Annotated in this window: 20 protein-coding genes; 6 read left to right on the forward strand and 14 right to left on the reverse strand. The window is 61.5% G+C overall.

Features of this window, described 5'->3' with window-relative positions:
- The first annotated feature begins 10 nt into the window (after window positions 1-10).
- The gene (locus tag HJB83_RS06345) at window positions 11-355 is read left to right on the forward strand and encodes a DUF1491 family protein (protein WP_207583515.1); all 345 of its coding nucleotides are present in this window, start codon (window positions 11-13) and stop codon (window positions 353-355) included.
- Window positions 356-385: 30 nt separating this feature from the next.
- On the opposite strand, the gene HJB83_RS06350 is transcribed toward HJB83_RS06345, so the two are convergent.
- Entirely contained in the window at window positions 386-1,435 is a 1,050-nt protein-coding gene (locus HJB83_RS06350; protein WP_207583516.1) for a DUF2336 domain-containing protein, read from the reverse strand.
- Window positions 1,436-1,683: 248 nt separating this feature from the next.
- Window positions 1,684-1,890, reverse strand: coding sequence for a hypothetical protein (locus HJB83_RS06355; RefSeq protein WP_207583517.1), 207 nt, complete (start codon window positions 1,888-1,890; stop codon window positions 1,684-1,686).
- A gap of 540 nt (window positions 1,891-2,430) precedes the next feature.
- On the opposite strand from HJB83_RS06355, the gene HJB83_RS06360 reads away from it, so the two are divergent.
- Window positions 2,431-2,598 carry a hypothetical protein gene (locus tag HJB83_RS06360; RefSeq protein WP_207583518.1) on the forward strand — a complete coding sequence of 56 codons (168 nt, stop codon included), beginning with the start codon at window positions 2,431-2,433 and terminating at the stop codon, window positions 2,596-2,598.
- Window positions 2,599-2,611: 13 nt separating this feature from the next.
- Here HJB83_RS06360 and HJB83_RS06365 read toward each other — a convergent pair whose 3' ends face one another.
- The 3 genes from HJB83_RS06365 to HJB83_RS06375 all read right to left on the reverse strand — a co-directional run bounded on the left by HJB83_RS06365 (window position 2,612) and on the right by HJB83_RS06375 (window position 6,256).
- The gene (locus HJB83_RS06365; protein ID WP_207583519.1) at window positions 2,612-3,160 is read right to left on the reverse strand and encodes a DUF1254 domain-containing protein; all 549 of its coding nucleotides are present in this window, start codon (window positions 3,158-3,160) and stop codon (window positions 2,612-2,614) included.
- A complete protein-coding gene (locus HJB83_RS06370; RefSeq protein WP_207583520.1) occupies window positions 3,153-3,740 on the reverse strand; it encodes a DUF1214 domain-containing protein in 588 nt (195 codons plus the stop codon). The genes HJB83_RS06365 and HJB83_RS06370 overlap by 8 nt, the downstream gene beginning before the upstream one ends.
- A 341-nt stretch (window positions 3,741-4,081) precedes the next feature.
- Entirely contained in the window at window positions 4,082-6,256 is a 2,175-nt protein-coding gene (locus HJB83_RS06375) for a transglycosylase domain-containing protein (protein WP_207583521.1), read from the reverse strand.
- Window positions 6,257-6,473: 217 nt separating this feature from the next.
- Here HJB83_RS06375 and HJB83_RS06380 point away from each other — a divergent pair, with 217 nt between their 5' ends.
- Complete coding sequence (locus HJB83_RS06380) at window positions 6,474-6,953, forward strand: YcgN family cysteine cluster protein (RefSeq protein ID WP_207583522.1); 480 nt, start codon at window positions 6,474-6,476, stop codon at window positions 6,951-6,953.
- A 108-nt stretch (window positions 6,954-7,061) separates the two neighbouring features.
- Here the strand turns inward: HJB83_RS06380 and HJB83_RS06385 are convergent, their stop codons facing one another.
- The gene (locus tag HJB83_RS06385; RefSeq protein WP_221115333.1) at window positions 7,062-7,625 is read right to left on the reverse strand and encodes a TetR family transcriptional regulator; all 564 of its coding nucleotides are present in this window, start codon (window positions 7,623-7,625) and stop codon (window positions 7,062-7,064) included.
- A 90-nt stretch (window positions 7,626-7,715) separates the two neighbouring features.
- Here HJB83_RS06385 and HJB83_RS06390 point away from each other — a divergent pair, with 90 nt between their 5' ends.
- Window positions 7,716-8,630, forward strand: a complete 915-nt coding sequence (locus HJB83_RS06390) for an SDR family oxidoreductase (RefSeq protein WP_207583524.1) — start codon at window positions 7,716-7,718, stop codon at window positions 8,628-8,630.
- Window positions 8,631-8,741: 111 nt separating this feature from the next.
- Here HJB83_RS06390 and HJB83_RS06395 read toward each other — a convergent pair whose 3' ends face one another.
- The 5 genes from HJB83_RS06395 to HJB83_RS06415 all read right to left on the reverse strand — a co-directional run bounded on the left by HJB83_RS06395 (window position 8,742) and on the right by HJB83_RS06415 (window position 12,931).
- Window positions 8,742-9,809, reverse strand: coding sequence for a fatty acid desaturase (locus HJB83_RS06395; protein ID WP_246762734.1), 1,068 nt, complete (start codon window positions 9,807-9,809; stop codon window positions 8,742-8,744).
- A gap of 315 nt (window positions 9,810-10,124) precedes the next feature.
- A complete protein-coding gene (locus HJB83_RS06400) occupies window positions 10,125-10,268 on the reverse strand; it encodes a hypothetical protein (RefSeq protein WP_204330206.1) in 144 nt (47 codons plus the stop codon).
- Between the two features lie 369 nt (window positions 10,269-10,637).
- On the reverse strand, window positions 10,638-10,916 hold the full coding sequence (locus tag HJB83_RS34000; RefSeq protein ID WP_311044274.1) for a hypothetical protein: 279 nt from the start codon (window positions 10,914-10,916) through the stop codon (window positions 10,638-10,640).
- Between the two features lie 142 nt (window positions 10,917-11,058).
- Window positions 11,059-11,436: a hypothetical protein gene (locus HJB83_RS06410; protein ID WP_221131451.1), complete on the reverse strand. Its 378-nt coding sequence runs from the start codon at window positions 11,434-11,436 to the stop codon at window positions 11,059-11,061.
- Between the two features lie 94 nt (window positions 11,437-11,530).
- A complete protein-coding gene (locus tag HJB83_RS06415) occupies window positions 11,531-12,931 on the reverse strand; it encodes an MFS transporter (RefSeq protein WP_207583527.1) in 1,401 nt (466 codons plus the stop codon).
- A gap of 124 nt (window positions 12,932-13,055) precedes the next feature.
- On the opposite strand from HJB83_RS06415, the gene HJB83_RS06420 reads away from it, so the two are divergent.
- On the forward strand, window positions 13,056-14,018 hold the full coding sequence (locus HJB83_RS06420; protein WP_221131452.1) for a LysR family transcriptional regulator: 963 nt from the start codon (window positions 13,056-13,058) through the stop codon (window positions 14,016-14,018).
- A 125-nt stretch (window positions 14,019-14,143) separates the two neighbouring features.
- Here HJB83_RS06420 and HJB83_RS06425 read toward each other — a convergent pair whose 3' ends face one another.
- Both HJB83_RS06425 and HJB83_RS06430 read right to left on the reverse strand, forming a co-directional pair.
- Window positions 14,144-14,524, reverse strand: coding sequence for a VOC family protein (locus HJB83_RS06425; RefSeq protein ID WP_221131453.1), 381 nt, complete (start codon window positions 14,522-14,524; stop codon window positions 14,144-14,146).
- 202 nt (window positions 14,525-14,726) lie between these two features.
- A complete protein-coding gene (locus tag HJB83_RS06430; protein ID WP_221131454.1) occupies window positions 14,727-15,344 on the reverse strand; it encodes an NADPH-dependent F420 reductase in 618 nt (205 codons plus the stop codon).
- A gap of 102 nt (window positions 15,345-15,446) precedes the next feature.
- Here HJB83_RS06430 and HJB83_RS06435 point away from each other — a divergent pair, with 102 nt between their 5' ends.
- A complete protein-coding gene (locus HJB83_RS06435) occupies window positions 15,447-16,334 on the forward strand; it encodes a LysR family transcriptional regulator (protein ID WP_221131455.1) in 888 nt (295 codons plus the stop codon).
- A 67-nt stretch (window positions 16,335-16,401) separates the two neighbouring features.
- On the opposite strand, the gene HJB83_RS06440 is transcribed toward HJB83_RS06435, so the two are convergent.
- The gene (locus tag HJB83_RS06440; RefSeq protein ID WP_207583536.1) at window positions 16,402-17,307 is read right to left on the reverse strand and encodes a S1C family serine protease; all 906 of its coding nucleotides are present in this window, start codon (window positions 17,305-17,307) and stop codon (window positions 16,402-16,404) included.
- Window positions 17,308-17,320: the final 13 nt, after the last annotated feature.

Genomic DNA, 17,320 nt, shown 5'->3' on the forward strand with positions numbered 1-17,320 from the left:
TACCGCCCCGATGAGATTACGCGCCGACATCTTCGTTTCCGCACTCCTGCGCCGCGTCTTCGCCAGCGGCGATTTTGCCGCCGTCGAAAAGAAGGGTGCGGAGGAGGCGGGTGCGATCTTCATCCTCCAGCACTTCCGCGATGGCCTGGAAACGCTCTATGCGCCAGCGCCGCAGACCGCCTTCGGCGAGAGCGAGGCCGGCGACCGGCTGTTCGAAATCCGCCTGTCGCGCAGCGATCCGGAAGCGGTGCGTGCCATGCTGGAGCGCGAACGCAGGTTCGACCCCGATCTCTGGATCGTCGAGCTGGAGGCGGAGGAATTGGGAGACATGCTCCCGCTTGCAAAAGATGGCTGACAGCCGAGCCGAATGACCGAGGCTGTCAGCTCAGCGCGATCGCCGTCCGAGGACACGCAAGTCGCGTTGCGGCGGTGACTGTCGGATGAAGCGGTGGTTTTCCGTTTCCTGGAGCGCCGGCGCATTAGCCACTTCGGGCTTATAGGTGTAGCGATCGGCGCGGCGCCAGGCGTCCACACGTTCGTGGCATTCTTCTGGATCGAGCGCATCGAGCACCATCCAGCCGCGTGTGACGTTGTGCTGCTGTTCGGCAAGGTGTGGATAGAGCTTCTCGAGTACGAAGACGGCGTCCAGAAAGCCCATGCCGAGGCTCGTCAGCGTCGTCGCGAGCTGTTGGCCGGAAAGATCGAGCATGATGCGCTCGGCAAGCCAGCGGCTGGCCGACAGCGCATCGGCAAGCGCGGTTGCGAAATGCGTCGCCTCGCGCGAGCGGGCGAAGCGTACCAGCAAAGCCTCCTGAATATCGGTGAGCGTGCGCAGGCCGAGCCTGTCCTCGTCGGCCCGGCCGAGATGACCGGCAAGACCGAGGATACGCTCGCGCAGCGCCTCCTCATTGGCAATCCTCTGCCCCTGTAGCGCCTCCGCCTCAGTGGTCTCGGTCGGCGCCGGCGAAAGCGCAACCGTCTGCGCTTCTGTGATTGGCGCTGGCGCGGCCGCCGGCCGCGGTTGGCTCTGGCGCAGCGCCACCAGCGCATCGATGACCTTCGGCGAGAGTGAATCGCGGCTGACGATCGCCCTGACATGCGCTGCACCCTGCGTGCGCGCGATGGTAATCAGCGTGTCGTCGGCAATTGCCTTGGAGGCGGCAAGAAAAGGGGCTGCGATCTCGATCGGCTGGTTGCCGATGAACAGCGCCACGGCTGCCGGCATGTTTGCGCATTGGGAGAGCGCCGCGACCGCTTGGCGCTTGGCCTCATCGGAGGAGGCCTGGAATAGCGGCATGAAAAGCTCGGCGAATTGGCGCAGTTCGGACCGTGTCGGATGAGACAGGTTCTCAAAACTGCTGACAGTCGCCATCAATACCACGTCCTTTTTCCTGACGGCCAATGGGCCCTCTAGGTCTCGAAACCGGTCACGCACAAGAACACCCCGAAAACGCCGAACCAAGGGGAACCACGGGCCGATATGCACTGGCGGAACGCATGTCGGACCACATGGGTTATGAACAAATCCTACACCGGTACGGTTAATGCATGCTGAAGATTTTATTAAAATTTGACGGAATTATACACGCGTGACGTGTCGCGACATCATCGGCCGGCAGTCCAACAATGCCGATTTGAAAAGGCGTTGCAGCGATTGCTCATCGCTGGTGACGGGGGGAAAGTTCAGGCGGCCCTGCGATCGCGTAGCGCGTGCAGCAGGGTTTCGCGGCTGTCGTGACCGGCCTGATAAAGGTCGAGGGCTGCGGATGCCGCAAACTGCGCCTCGACGCTCTTGACGTCGATGCGCCGTTCCGCGCACCAGGCATCGAGTGCACCGCGCAACACGTCGAGATCCTCAGGCGAGAAAGATGAATTCACCAGCAAAGACATCGCCGGCCCTCCGCATTCCGGCAAGAGCGCGCAATATCCGCGATCGACCGGTGCCCGGAAACGTGTGATCGACGATTGAACCATACGCGCATCCGAATCGGTCGCAATTAAATATTTTCATGAAGTATTTTTGCAACAGTATGCATTTCCGGCCGAGTAACCTGCCGGTGTTCATGCCAACCATATGAATTGTTTCTAATTTTATACATCGATGCCAAGCCGTGTCTCTGCGTGGGCGGGTGAAACCAAATCATCTCTTCGCGCGTTAGAGAGGAAGTAACGTGAACTGTGTTTGGCGTCCACCGAACATTAGTAAGCTGTTAACTGACATCTGTCTCAATTCGGCTAGGAACGACGCGATTTGAGTGTTTGGATCGTTGAAAGTCCTGATCACGGTATTTCAATCAGGTGCCGTGGGAAAGGCGCGAATGCCCTCGGTCCGGTCACTCCGGCACTGCAGGACGCGCTGGCTCGCACATTGGCGGGCAGGGTGAAATCCATCGCAAGTTCATCCGTCTCGGGCAGTGCATGGAGACGAGAATGGCAATAGTAGTCGCATTGGCGGATTGGCAGCCGCGGGCGCCGCGTCGCCCGGACAAACAACCCCGCGAAGCCAAGATCCTATGGTTCACCGGCGTCCGCTACGAGCGGCTGGCCGAGAGCCCCAGGCGCGTGCCGGCGCCCGCGCCGCGCGTCAACACGAAGTGACGCCTGCTCAACCTTAGCGGGCGATGAATTGCTCGCAGCCGGCTTCCGTCAGGAAGTTCCGCGCTGCCTCATCGAAACTTGCCTGCGGCGCCAGCGTCCGCAGCACGGCGTAGCCGTCCGGTCGGGCCATCTCCACCAGAATCGCCTGCTGCAATTCCTGCGGCAGGTTCTTGCGCAGGTCGGTCAGCTGGATCGGACCGCCTGCCAGCACATCGAGCGCGCCGCCGACAGAGGTCCTGTCGTTCATGCTGAAGACCTCGTTGGAGGCGCTGTCGTAGATCGCGATCGACCAGAAGGGCACATTGCCCTTGGCAGTGAAATGCACCGGCGCATCTTCGACGTCGAAGGAGCAGACGGCGGTGCGCACGAAGGGGTCGCCATTGGCAAGGCCTGCCTCGTCATATCGGCCGCCGAGCAGGGTGAAATTATTCAGGTCACCCTCCGCCTCTACACGGGTCGCCGCATCCTTGCCGGTGAAATGCGGCAGCGAAAGGATGATGACGAGGTGCAGCAGCGCGGCGCCGAAAAGGCCGGTCAGGATGGCGAAGAATATCCTAAGCATTGCCGCATCCGGTCTTGGTGAGCTTCGGCATGGCAAGGTCGATCACCCCGGAACTGCCGGCGGTCGGCGTGTCGAACAGCGTCAGCACAAGCCGGAAGGTGCCGGCCTCTGGCAAGGCCAGCCAGTTGCCCGGCTGCGCGACGGCTGAGATTTCGATCGAGAAGCTGCTGTCCGGCTGGCGCAGCACCGTCCAGGAATTGAGCGCTGCCGGATGTCCGGTCGTCACCGCCGCCGGATTGCCGCCATTGTCGGCGGTAAACAGGGTCCAGAGCCGGGCAGGCGGCGTCTGCCCGCTGATGCGGTAGCGGCAACCGGCATTCAGCCGCGCGCCATCATCGTCGACGCTCGCCGTAAAGGTCAGGCCTTCGGCGCTGCCATAAAGCAGTTTGCCGGCGCGCGCGCGGTGCGACTTGGCATAAGGATCGGCCTCGACCGTCTGCAACGCCGGAAAAGCCTCCCAGGCGCCGAGCTTGATCGCCCCGAAACCCTGTGTGGCATCCAGCGCATAAAGCGAAATCATGATCCCGCCGCCGAAGGCGACGATCAGCGTGACCAGGATGAAGAGGGGAAACCGAAACACGTCATGACCTTGGAAACCATATCAGATGAAAGGGTTACCACTGATTCTGGCGGGGTGGAATGCCACGAGACGACATGGATGCCGATCAGTCCGGTTAACGTCGAAAGCTGCCCCTCACCCTAACCCCGACGGGTGGGCCTTGGGAGATGTGTATATGCCCTAGCGTAAACGGGGCGAGGGGACGTGCCATGCGAGAGGCAGGCGAGAAACGGGGAGGGCGAGGCTATCTCCGTTCGCCCCGTTTGCGGGGAGAAGGTCCCGGCAGGCGGAGGAGGGGCCCGCCTCGCCGATCTCCTTGGCATTGTGCCGACACGAACAAAAGCGCCGCATCCACCCAGAATCTATTCCACACTCGCGACTTTCTGCGGCGCAAGCGGAACGGCATCCTTCAGCTTTTTGCCGAGATCTTTCAAGATATTCGTCGACTGAACCGAGAGCATGCGCGGCCGGATGAGCTGCGGCAATCCATCCTGCGGCTTGGCGGCGGCGGTCTTGGCGAGATCCTTTTCCGAGGGCAGGGGATTTTCGACCCCAGGTATGGCCCGCAGCGTCACACCCTGATGGGCGTAGTCCATGGCGCGCTTGAAGGTCATCGCCGGCAGCGAGCCGCCGGTCATGTTGTTGGTCGAGGTGTAGTCGTCATTGCCGAACCAGACGGCGCAGGTATAGTTGCCGGTGAACCCGACGAACCAGGCGTCGCGATAGGCCTGGGTCGTGCCGGTCTTGCCGGCTGTCAGAATGCCATTGTCGAGGGCTGCCTTGCGCGCCGTGCCGACATAGGGAACGCGCGACAGCATCTGGTTCATGTAGGCGTCGGCCTTTTCGGACAACACACGTTTGGCTGCCGGCTCGTCACGGTCGAAATCGTAGAGCACGTCGCCGTCATAATCGAGGACCTGGGTTATGCCGTGGCGACGCGACTGGTAGCCGCCGGCCGGGAAGGTGGCATAGGCCGTCGCCTGATCGAGCACCGTCACCTCGGATGTGCCGATCGGAATGGTGACGTCGTCGCGGATCGGCGTCTCGACGCCGAGGTTTTTCGCCATCGCCCGGATCGGCTGAATGCCGAGTTTTTCCTTGGCGAGCCGCACCGGCACGGTGTTGATCGACTGGGCGATCGCGGTCTCGAGCGTTATGCGGCCGGCATAGTGGTTGGCATAATTATGCGGGCTCCAATTGCCCCAGGAGATCGGCGCGTCGACGATGGTCGTTTGCGGCGTCATCCCGCTCTCCATCGCCACCGAATAGGTATAGACCTTGAAAGAGGAGCCCGGCTGGCGCAGCGCCCTGGTGGCGCGGTTGAACTGGCTCTCGCCGTAATCGCGGCCGCCGACCATGGCGCGCACGGCGCCGCCATTCTCGATCATCACCATGGCGCCCTGCTTGGCGTGATAGGCCTCGCCATATTCCCGCAGCGACGTTTCGACTGAATCCTCAGCCGCCTGCTGGATGCCCATGTCGATCGTCGTGCGCACGATCAGCGAATGCTGGTGGAAACGCGGCGAAAGCCGCTGCACCTCGTCGAAGGCCCAGTCTAGGAAGAAGTCGGGCGATTCCACCTCGTTGCGGTCGACGACGGTGGCCGGGTTGCGCCGGGCGGCAATCACCTGGCCCTCGGTCATCAGCCCGCTCTGCACGAGATTGGTCAGCACCTCGTTGGCGCGCGCACGCGCTGCCGGCAGGTTGACATGCGGGGCGTATTTCGCGGGCGCCTTGAACAGGCCGGCGAGCATGGCGGATTCGGCGAGGTTTACATCGGTGATATTCTTGCCGAAATAGAACTGTGCCGCCGCGGCTGCGCCAAACGTGCCGCCGCCCATATAGGCCCGGTCGAGATAGGTGGAGAGGATTTCCTTCTTGGAAAGGTTTGCCTCGAGCCAAAGTGCCAGGAATGCCTCGGTGACCTTGCGGTCGATCGAGCGTTCGTTGGAGAGGAACAGGTTCTTGGCCAACTGCTGGGTCAGCGTCGAGCCACCCTGCACGACTTCGCCGGCCTGGGCGTTGGTGACCATAGCGCGGAAGAGGCCGATGGCGTCGATGCCGAAATGGTCGAAGAAGCGCCGATCTTCGGTGGCGAGCACGGACTTGATCAGGGAATCGGGCAGTTCATCGATCGGCACGGAATTTTGATGGATGACGCCGCGATGGCCGATGACGTAGCCGTAGCGGTCGGTGAAGGTGACGGCGAAATCGCCGCGGTTACGCCAGTCCTCCTTGGTCGCCTCGAAGGCGGGCTGGGCAAGCAGCAGCATCAGCACCGAGCCGGCGGCCCCGAGCGTCAGCCCTTCGCCGGCAAGTTCGAATACCATGCGCTTCCAGCCGCGCACGCGGAAGCGGCGGAAGAAGATGGTGATGTCTTCCCAGATCTCGGCGGCACGGAAGCCTGCGTTCCAGACGGTCGAATCGATCCACGAATCGATGCGCAGCAGAATGTGACGGCTCTTCGTCGGCCGCTTGTCCGCCGCTTTTTCTGGTTCATTTTCAGGCCCCTTTTCGGGGTTGTCCGGATCCTGCACGTCCTGTATTCCCGCCTGATCGCGCTTCGCTCATATCCGACCGTCGGAAAGCGACGAAAGCGCGAGGCCGCCATATGGCCGCAATGCTCTCCGATACCAGAAGAAAGTTCTCCGGTACCAGGAGCATGCTGAAGAATTGATTGATTTTGCGCCTGATAACAAGAGAGATAGATGGGGGTCACGTGAATTTGCGGGCCGCTGTTGCAAGAAACGAACGATGAACGATCTGCCCTTCTGGAAGAGCAAGACACTGGCCGAAATGACCGTCGCCGAATGGGAAAGTCTCTGCGACGGCTGCGGCCTTTGTTGTCTCAACAAGATCGAGGAATGGGATAGCGGCGATATCTATTTCACCTCGGTCAGCTGCAAGCTGCTCGACGGCCAAAGCTGTCGCTGCTCCAGCTACGAGAACCGCTGGGATTTCGTGCCGGATTGCGTGCAGCTGACCAAGGAGAATGTGCCCGATATCGCCTGGCTGCCGCCTACCTGCGGGTACCGGCTGGTCAACGAAGGCCGCGACCTCTACTGGTGGCATCCGCTCGTCTCCGGCGATCCGGAAACCGTTCATGCCGCCGGCATTTCCGCCCGAGGCCGCACGATCAACGAAAATGAGATCGATATCGACGATCTCGAAGACTACGTCGTCGACTGGCCGCTGACCGTGGGCGAAGAGAAGGATGAGGAAGAAGAAGCCTAGCTAGAGCAGGATGATTTTAGGCCCGCCTAAAATCTGAATCCTGTTCTCAATTAAAGAGTTAGAGCATGATGTCATAAGAAAACCGCTCACACTTTTCGGCATCATGCTCTAGATGCGGGCTACCGCCGCGAGGAAACGCCGCAGTTCTCTCTCCACATAAGCGTCCACCGGCCCGTCTGCGCCAAAACCCCACCAAGTGAGCGAGCCCTGCCATTGCGACAGCATCAGCCGGGCGATCGTCTCCGGCGCGGTTGCCGATCCGAAACAGCGAGCGACCGCCACCGTCAGCGCTTTTCCCCAGGTGGCCCCGCGGGCGCGCAGCACCGGATCACGAAAGTCTTCACGAAGCACCAGCAGTCCCTCGCCATAGGCGGCGGCATTGTCGCCGTAATCCAGCGACAGGCCGACAAGTAGGGCGATCGCGCCTTCCGGGGTTTTCGGCACGCTCTCGGCAAGCCGCGTCGTTTCCGCATCCAGCCCGTCCCAGGCGTATAGCAGCGCTGCACGCAGCATCGCCGCCTTAGTCGCAAACCGCTGCACCAGCGTCGAGCCGGAAAGGCCGCTGGCTTTGGCCACTGCAGCAAAAGTTGCCGCATCCGGCCCCTCGGCATGGATCAGCGCCAGCACCATGGCGAGAAGCTGTTCATCGGAAAGCGTGCGGCGGCGCGGCATGAAATTCCTCTTGCATTCGCTCTATTTATGAACGAACGTTCGTTTATATACAATCGGCTTTTTTTGAGTTCTAGCGTGGAGGATGGAGAAGTGACAGCGAACTTGCGGGAGAAAGTGGCTTTGGTGGCAGGCGCAACGCGCGGCGCCGGCCGCGGCATCGCGGTGGAACTCGGTGCTGTCGGCGCCACCGTCTACGTAACAGGACGCACGACGCGTGCCCGGCAATCCGAATATGCGCGACCGGAGACGATCGAGGAGACGGCCGAACTGGTAACGGCTGCGGGCGGCAGGGGCATTGCCGTGCAGGTCGACCATCTCGTTGTGGCTGAGGTCGAGGCGCTGGTGGCCCGCATCCGGGCGGAGACCGGCAAGCTCGATATTCTCGTCAACGACATCTGGGGCGGCGAGAAGCTGTTCGAATGGGACAAGGCGGTCTGGGAGCATTCGCTGGACAACGGCCTGCGCATGCTGCGGCTCGGCATCGAAACACATCTGATCACCGCCCACTACGCCCTGCCGCTGATGATCGAACGGCCGGGTGGACTGCTGGTGGAGATGACCGACGGCACGGCCGAATACAACGCCAGCCATTACCGGCTGTCGCCCTTCTATGACCTCGTCAAAACGGGTGTCACCCGCATGGCCTGGGCGCATTCTCAGGATTTGGCAAAACGCGGCGCCACTGCGGTTTCAATCACGCCTGGCTGGCTGCGCTCCGAAATGATGCTGGATGCTTTTGGTGTTCGAGAGGAGAACTGGCGCGAGGCGACGAAGACGCAGCCGCATTTCGCCATTTCCGAAACCCCGCGCTTCGTCGGCCGCGCGGTGGCGGCCATCGCCGCCGATCCCGACCGCGCCCGCTGGAACGGCCAGTCGCTGTCGAGCGGTGGACTGGCCAAGGTCTACGGCTTCGATGACATCGACGGCTCGCGGCCGGATTGCTGGCGCTACATGGTGGAAGTGCAGGAGCCGGGCAAGCCGGCGGACGTGACCGGCTATCGCTAATGCATGTCATCAGGAAGTGTGCAGCAGTACCGGAATAACGACCTGCCTAAAACAAAGGATCAAGCGCATCGCATCAATCAAATTTGATGCAACGCGCTTTAAGGCCTCTGATTACCGCGCGGCTGCGAGCCGCGCCGCATCGCGAAACGACACCAGCCGTTTGGTCTGTTCGTCCCACAGCACAAGCTTGACGCAACGCAGGCTTTCCATGAGCGTGATCCGGCCGAGGTCGGCAAGCTCAGGATGGTCTCGCAGCACCTCCGGCAGCCGGTAATAGGGCACCCGGCTCGACAGATGATGCACGTGGTGGATGCCGATATTGCCGGTAATCCAGCGCAGCACCGGCGGCAGGTCGTAATGCGAGGCGCCGTGGAGGGCGGCATGCTGGAACTGCCAGTCCGGATCCTTCGACCAATGGGTTTCCTCGAATTGATGCTGGACGTAGAACAGCCAGACACCGGCAGCACCGGCCAGAAGGACGGTCGGCAGATGCACCAGGAGGAAGGGGACGATCCCGACGGCCCAGATCAGCAGCGCTGCGACCAGTGCGATGGCAAGATTGGTCGCCATGGTCGAGACCCAGGGCAGAGCGCCGGAGCGCATCATGCCGAAAGGCAGGCGCTGCTTGATGAGGAACAGCCATGCCGGCCCGATCCCGAACATCACGATCGGGTGCCGGTAAAGCCGATAGCCAAGACGGCCCCAGCGCGACAGCGCATTGTATTCGGCGATCGTCAGCGTTTCGATGTCGCCGACGCCGCGCTCGTCCAGGTTCCCGGCCGAGGCGTGGTGTTCCGCATGCGCCCGGCGCCAATAGTCGTAAGGCGTCAGCGTCAGGACGCCGATCGTGCGCCCAACCCAGTCGTCGACGCCGCGGCGCGCGAAAAACGAGCCATGGCCGCAATCATGCTGGATCATGAACAGCCGCAGCAGAAAAGCGGCGGCGGGAACGACCAGGATCAGGCCGGGCCAGAAGCTGTAATGAACCGAGGCCCATGCGGCAGCCCAAAACAGCGCGAAGGGGACGACGGTGACGGCAAGCTCGAAAGCGCTACGTCCGGCTCTCGGCTGGCGATATCCGGCAAGAATCTTCAACCAGCGCTTTTCAGCAAAAAGCTCGTTGTGGCCCGCGGAGGGTTCCAAGGTTGCGGCGGGTTCGGCCAAAGGGGCCACTTGCATTTCCTCGCTCTCGTTGCGGCGCGCGGATTCGATCACAGAATAGCGCCATGAAAGGCCGCGATACTCGAAAGGCCGAGTGCGATCACCACAGCCGAGCGAATGAGAAAGAGCGGATAGTCGAAACGGTACATTGTATGAAAAGAGGTCATGGCTGCAGCACTTCCCGTTTTTCTGAAAACATGTCAATGGCGATAATGTCACGCCGGCGCGCGGCGCGGCCGATAGAACGCGCCATCACCTTCAAATCACACATGATTTTGTGCGCAAATCGATCCTGATTTCCGCTGTATGTGCGTGGGGGCTCGATGAGAGCGTCTATTTCTTTGGAGCACTGCCCTGCGGGGCGGTCGTGGTCGCCGTCTTCATCTGGTTGGCGAATGTGCTTTCCGTCTTAGCCGCCTGCTTGTCCTTCTTCGGCTTCCGGACCTCACGATTGCTTCTTACCTGTCCTTTTGCCATGGATAAATCTCCCGTTTGATCGAAAACTGAAAGCCGCAGCCTGCGCGGTGTTCGCCCACTTGTCGGTCGCGACCGGAGATCGCGGGGTCGTCATGAGGGCGACCCGACAACGCCGGGCCGCAGGAATTGAATAAAATGATGCCTGCTGAAACCGCATCGAAGTCTGGAGGCGGATGACCTGAGAGGTCACCAAAAGCCAAACCCGACGTTGAGACGGGACGTCACCATGCTTCGCGATCAGGAAAATGGCGGGGCCGGAATCCGGTCACCGCAAATGCCACATCGGCCAAATCAGCGAGCCATCTTCTTACACTGAAATTACGGTGCCATTAAGGCCATTGCCGCAAGAAAGCCATATTTCCACAGGGCTTAATCATTGATGGGAAACAGGCGGATCAGCTTGGTTCTTTCCATTTCCGCTCGGCCTGATGCCGACATGATGCCACAGGCCAGGCAAAGGCCTCTATCCCGCCCGATATCGACAGGTACTTGCATGCCGCCGGCCTTGAGCAGGCGGTCGGTCATCGACAAAAGCAGGTCCAGCCGCGCCTGGCAACCGTCCGCTTCGAGGAGCGCCACCCGGCGCTCCCTGTCAATCTCTGCAAGTTCCTCGGCATGCTGTCGTTGTTGGTAAGCCCCGAACTGCACTCATCCAAAATAACCGGCCGCTGCAACGCAGATACAGAGCAACAGGGTTTTTCGCACAATAATCCTTCGGAGCCGGGTAGCTCGGTTATGCGCAGTTTCAAAGTGAGAGCGTCCTTGGAGCGTCTGAAAGACGCGCGGGGCATTAGACGGCGGCACGTTTTTCGCGGGGCAATCCCTGTATCGCATATCGGTTACAGACCGGGACGACCGGTTTCGGCGGTGCCTTCGGCTTGCCGAAATGGTATTCGAGCGCCCGTGAGAGCATGGCCGGCGAGGTGACACCCTCCTCGAACAATCTGATCAAAAGCACGGCGGCGACGTTGAAGACCCGTTGGTCCTCGATCAGGATTCTGGCGTCATAACCGGCGTCGTCGAGCACGCCCTGAAGCATGTCGAGATCGGACGAGGTCAGATGTGACTTTTCGGAAGTGGAAGACATAGGTCCTCCTTTCATCGGGGCGAGGGTATGAAAACCCTCAGTCGGCAGCGCCCGTACAATGGCTGCCGAAGGCGAGACCATGCGCCTTTCGCCGGAGCAAGGCAACGGGATTCTGCTGCTAATATTCGCTTTGTCTTATGAAGAGCCCGCACCGATCAGGGTGCGGGCGCAACGGTCATTCCGCCGCCTGATAGGCCGACGTCCGGGCGGCCGATGTCCGCGGACCGGCGGCTGCAAGCAGGGTAATCGCGACCGCGAGCAGCGCGACGAAGGCGATGCCGGCGACATAAGGATCCCAGCCGAAATGCGGTGCGGCGCCGAACACTGCCGAGGCGGCTGCGAGCACGATGCCGCCGCCGATCTGGAAAGAAGCGAAGAGCAGTCCGGAGGCAAGCCCCGATTTGTCATCCTCCACGTCGGAAAGGGCTGCGACCTGCACTGAAGGGTAGGTCAGGGCGTAACCGAGGCCGAGCGGGATTTGTGAGAACAGCACAAGCAGGATCGGGTCGACATGTCCGAGTGCGGTTACCCAGAAAATATAGCTGAAGGCCTGCAGGCCGACACCCGCCGCCATCAGGCCGGTGGCGCCGCGATTTTGCGCGAGTGTCGCAAAACGTGGCGCCAGGAACATCACGAAGACGCCGCCAAGCGCAAAGCAGAAGCCGGTGGTGAAGGCCGACCAGCCGATGACGTTCTGGTAATAGAGCGTCGCCAGAAACTGGAAGCCGACATAGGAACCCTGGAAGAGGGCGGCGATCGCATTGGCATGCCGGAGTTTCGCCCGGCGGAACATGCCAAGCGGCACCATCGGATCGGCATGGCGCGCTTCGACCAGCAGGAAGAGCAGGATCAGCGCCAGCGACGCGACGAGCGAACCCCAGGTCGCAAAAGCCTGCCAGCCGGCGGCAGCGGCATTGGTGATGCCGAAGACGAAGAGCAACAGGCCGGGGGTGATCGTCAGCGCGCCGGCCCAGTCGAAGGCGGGCCGCGGTCCCGTTCTTTTCGGGTCGGCCGGCAGCGCCAACGGCGCAAGAAAGAGCGTCAGGATGGCAACCGGCGCGCCCATGACGAGCGTCGCCCGCCAACTGAAGATCGTCGCCGCACCGCCGAGGACCATGCCGAGCACGAAGCCGGTGGCGCCGGTGGAGGCGAAGACCCCAAGCGCTTTTGCCCGCGCCTTCCCCTCGCCGAAGACGGAGAGCAGCAGCGCAAGGGCGGCAGGCGCGGTGAAGGCGGCGGCAATGCCCTTGATCAATCGGGCACCAATCAGCGTCGGCCCGCTGTCGACAAAGCCGCCGGCGATGCTGGCGGCGGCAAAAATCGCCAGCGACCACAGGAAGACGCGGCGGTGGCCGAAGACGTCGGCAACCCGGCCGCCGAGCAGTAGAAAGCCGCCATAGCCGAGCACATACGCGCTGACGGCCCATTGCAGCGATGTCGCCTCCATGCCGAGTTCGGCCTGGATGGCGGGCAGCGCGACACCGATGGTGGAGACGTCCATGGCGTCGAGAAAGTTGGCGGCACAGAGCAGCAGCAGTGCCAGCCCCGCTCCGCCTTTCGATTTGGAAAGTGTCATCGAAATCGTTCCTTCTTTGCTGCCGCCTCGTCGAGGGAGGTTGCGCGGACGGCAGGGAACGAGAAAATGTACAGCTTCCTAACCTATTGCAAATTGATAGTAGCCATGCCAGGTATTACTCACGATGATGAATGATGCTACGCTTCGAAAAATCGATCTGAACCTTTTGCTGGCCTTTTCGGTGCTGATGCAGGAGCGCAATGTCAGCCGCGCCGCCGAGCGCCTGCTGCTCGGCCAGCCAGGCCTGTCGGCCGCTTTGCGGCGCCTGCGCGAGGCGCTGGATGACGAACTCTTCGTGCGTGTCGGCCGCGGTCTGCAGCCGACGCCGCGCGCCCTTTCCATTGCCCCGGCGATCGAGGATGCGCTATCGGGCATCGAACGCGCCATCCGCCCGCAGGCCGAGTTTGATCCGGCAAGCTGGCAGGGCGAGTTCCGCATCGGCATGTGCGACAATCTCGAATCAGCTTTCTTCGGCCCGCTTGCCGCCCGTCTTCTCCAGCTTTCGCCGGGCGCCCGGCTGATCGGCATCGCGTCCGAAAAGCGCGATGCCGCCCGCCGGTTGGACGAGGGGGTCTTCGACTTCAGCGTTTCCGTGCATGACGAACCGGCCTCCTGGCACATCCGCGCGCCGCTGTTCGACCAGGCCTCGATCTGCATTTACGATGACGCTCAACTCCGGCTGAAGGCGCCGCTGAGCCTTGAGGATTTCGCCACTGTCGCCCATCTCACCGTCTCGTTCGAAGGCAATGCCTCGACCAGCATCGACACCGCACTGAGCCGCACCGGCCATGTCAGGCGTGTGGTGGCGACGGTGCCGCGCTTTTCCGCCCTGCCGACGGCGTTGCGGGCGATGCCCGCCATCGCCATCGTGCCGGAATCGATCGGTCGCTGCATGGCGCAACTGCATGGGCTGACCATCTCAGCGCCGCCGCTTTCGCTGCCGGCCGATCCGGTGACCATGCTCTACCGCCGGGTCGACCAAGCCGACGGCCGGGCGCGCTGGTTCCGCCGCCTGTTCCTCGACGTCGCCGGCGAGGCGCTCATAGCCTCCGGCTGCCGCGTCTCGATCATGAGAGCGGCGGCCTAAGCAATTCCAGGAAAAGTGCGAAGCGGTTTTCCGTCCGGAATTGCGTAGAAATAATAAGCAATTCCAGGAAAAGTGCGAAGCGGTTTTCCGTCCGGAATTGCGTAAAAATAAAATGCTGATCCCTATTATAGCTCGCCTTTGTGGAAATAGGCTTCGAGGCGGTAGCCATCCGGGTCGATGATGAACGCGGCGTAATAAAAGCGTCCATAATCCGGCCGGATACCCGGTTCGCCATTGTCGGTGCCGCCGGATGCGACTGCGGCCGCGTAAAAGGCATCGACCGCCGCCTCATTCGGCGCGACGAAGCAGAAATGCAGCCCGGATCGCATATCGGCAACAACCGGTTGCTCGACCTGCATCACCCAGAGCCCGACCTGTTCCGGGCCGTAGCCGATCATCTTGTCGGAATTGGATAGGCGCTCATATCCGAGCGGCGCCAGTGCCGCATCATAGAAACGGCGGGATTTGTCGAGGTCTTTTACGCCAATGGAAACATGATCGAACATGGACCGCAAAACTCCTATCACCGCTCGTTCCAGAGGGATTTTCATCCTCAAGATGGCACGACGCCACCATCTTTCAACCGCCGTCTCAAATTAACGGCCGGCTTTGGTCGTCACGGCTTGGCAGGCAGCGGCGGAAGTCGGTCAGCTGTCCAATCAGGCGATAGGAATGACTGGCCCCGCATGGGCGAGACCAGTCGTGATCTCAGCCGTCGACGGCAGCCCATTTCGGGGCAATACCCGTACCGCGACCCAGGCCGTAACCCAGGCGGATATTAAGCATTCCCAAGGGTTCGAGCAGGCGAGCGGCATCGAGCGAGCCAGTTTTCTCGACAGCAAAGTCGGCGTCCTTCACCAGCGCTGCGGACGTGTCGACAGCGTCATCGTCCCCGGCCAGGAACACCGGTATGGTGGAGGTGTGCTTTGGGGAAGCCGCAAACAGTTCGGCAAAGATGGTATTGAAGGCCTTCACGACCTTGGCGCCTGTCGCCCTGTGCTGGATTTCCTCGGCTGCCGACGTATCGTGACCAAACAGCAGGCCGGAGAAATCGGGCTTTAGCGGATTGGTCATGTCGACGACGATTTTGCCTTGCAATGCTGCGGTTCCGGCAAATTCGAGCGCCGAAGCATAAGGCAGCGCGAGTACAAGAATATCGGCTTCGGCCACGGCCGAGGAGATCGGTGCGCTCGTAGCGCCGATCTCCTCGGCAAGCGACTTTGCCGCGGCCTCATTCCGCGATGCGAGGATGAGCTCGCGCTTGCCTGCCAGGCGACGCGCCAAGCCGGCACCCATGTTTCCAGTTCCGATAATAGCGGTTTTCATATGGTCGGTTCCTTCATCGAGTTGAATGACTTGGATATAGCCGACCGCGATCCCATCATGAATAGCATTGAATGTCTGTACATAATTGCATAAAAGTATCGAATGACCGATCTCGCCAATTTGAAGACTTTTGTAGCCGTCGCGACGGCCGGTAGTTTCGCCAAAGCTGCCGCCAGGCTGAACCTATCGCCCGCCATGGTGGGCCGGCGCATTCAGGCTTTGGAAACAGATTATGGTGTCAAGCTGATCGAGCGCACCACGCGAACCCAGAGGCTCACCGAGATCGGCCTCAGATTCCTGGAGAGAGCAAGCAGGGTCATCGATGAGCTGGAGCAGTTGAACGACCTCGCCGGTCCAGCCAACCACGAAATATCCGGCCACCTCCGCATCAGCGGCCCGACGACTCTGGGCGTCAAGCGGCTGGCATCGTCCATTGCTCGCTTTGCCAATCAGCATCCCGCTGTCAGCCTGGAGCTTAATCTTACGGACCGAAACGTCGATCTGATCGCGGAAGGCTATGACCTTGCCGTTCGGGTGGCGCATCTGCGGCCATCTTCCTTGATCGCAAGAAGGATCGGCACCTATCGCTTCGTCTGCTGCGCGTCTCCCGGTTATCTCACCAAGAACGGCGTGCCGACCCATCCCGAGCACTTGCAACAGCACCGCTGCATCCTAAGCCTCAATCTCGTCCCGCGCGATCAATGGCACTTCGAAGATAAAGATGGACGGGCGCTGGCGGCAAAGATCAACAGCAATATCGGTATCGACAATGGCGAAGCCATGCGTGTTGCCGCGGTGGAGGACGCCGGCATCGTCTATGCACCGCTGGTCCTGGTAGAGGAAGACATCGCCGCTGGGCGGCTGACTGAGGTGCTCGCCGATTGGGAAAAGTATAGCCTGCCGATCCATGCGGTTCACCCGTCGCGGCAATTCGTGCCGCGACGGGTGAAGGCCGCGATCGGCTGGATCGCCGGAGATCTCCGCCGTTAGATGGTGCAGGCAGAAAGCGCGGTTGGCGGTGTGCAGTCCCCGGCAGATTTCACGCTGCCGGCCGACCTTACTGCAGCTGCGGCTTCTTGAGAAAGCTGTTGCGGTCGGCGGATTTGATGCGCAGCCAGGCTTCGCGGCCGTTCCTGAGTATCCGGATCGGAATCTCAGCGCCGGCCGGGCCGCTGCTCCAAACCTTGCGATAGAAGTCGGCCAGACCATCGACCTCTTCGTCGCGGATCTCCGAGATGATGTCGCCCTGTCGCAGGCCGGCCTTTGCGGCCGGACCGTCTTCGGCAACGCTCATCACCACCACGCCGCCATTGCTCTCGGCGGAGAATGCGCCGAGCCAGGGCCGCGGCGGCTTGTTGACCCGGCCGCGGTTCAACAGATCGTCGAGGATCGGCGGCAAAAGGTCGATCGGCACGACCATGTTGATATCGGCGACCTCGTCGCCCTGGCTCATCTGCAGGCGAAGGGAACCGATGCCGAGAAGCTTGCCGTCCGAACCGATCAGCGCCGCACCGCCCCATGAGGGATGGGCCGGCGCCGTGAAAATCGCTTCGTCCAGCAGATATTCCCAGTAGCCGGCGAATTCCTGCCGGGCGACGATGTTTGCCTCGACGAATTCTCCGATGCCATCGGCAAGCACGACAGGATCGCCGGCCTTGGCGCTTGCCGCGTCGCCGAGATCCACGGCCGGCGCATCAAGGGGCCCAAGCGCCTGCACCAGGCCGAAGCCGCTTTCCTGATCATAGGCGAGTGCATGCGCGGGAACGACGCGCCCGTCATGGGTGGTCAGCCAGACCTCTTCGGCCTCGGTGATGAGATAGCCGATGGTCAGCACCAGCCCATTGTCGCGAATGACCACGCCGCTGCCCTCCCGGACAATGCCCAGCGTCTCCGCTGTGAAGGCATCTTCCGGAATGGAAGAACGAACGGCCACGACTGACCGCAAAATCGGATCAATATTCATGCTTTCATCCCGA

The sequence above is a fragment of the Rhizobium sp. NZLR11 genome, assembly GCF_019685115.1.
Classification (GTDB): Bacteria; Pseudomonadota; Alphaproteobacteria; order Rhizobiales; family Rhizobiaceae; genus Rhizobium.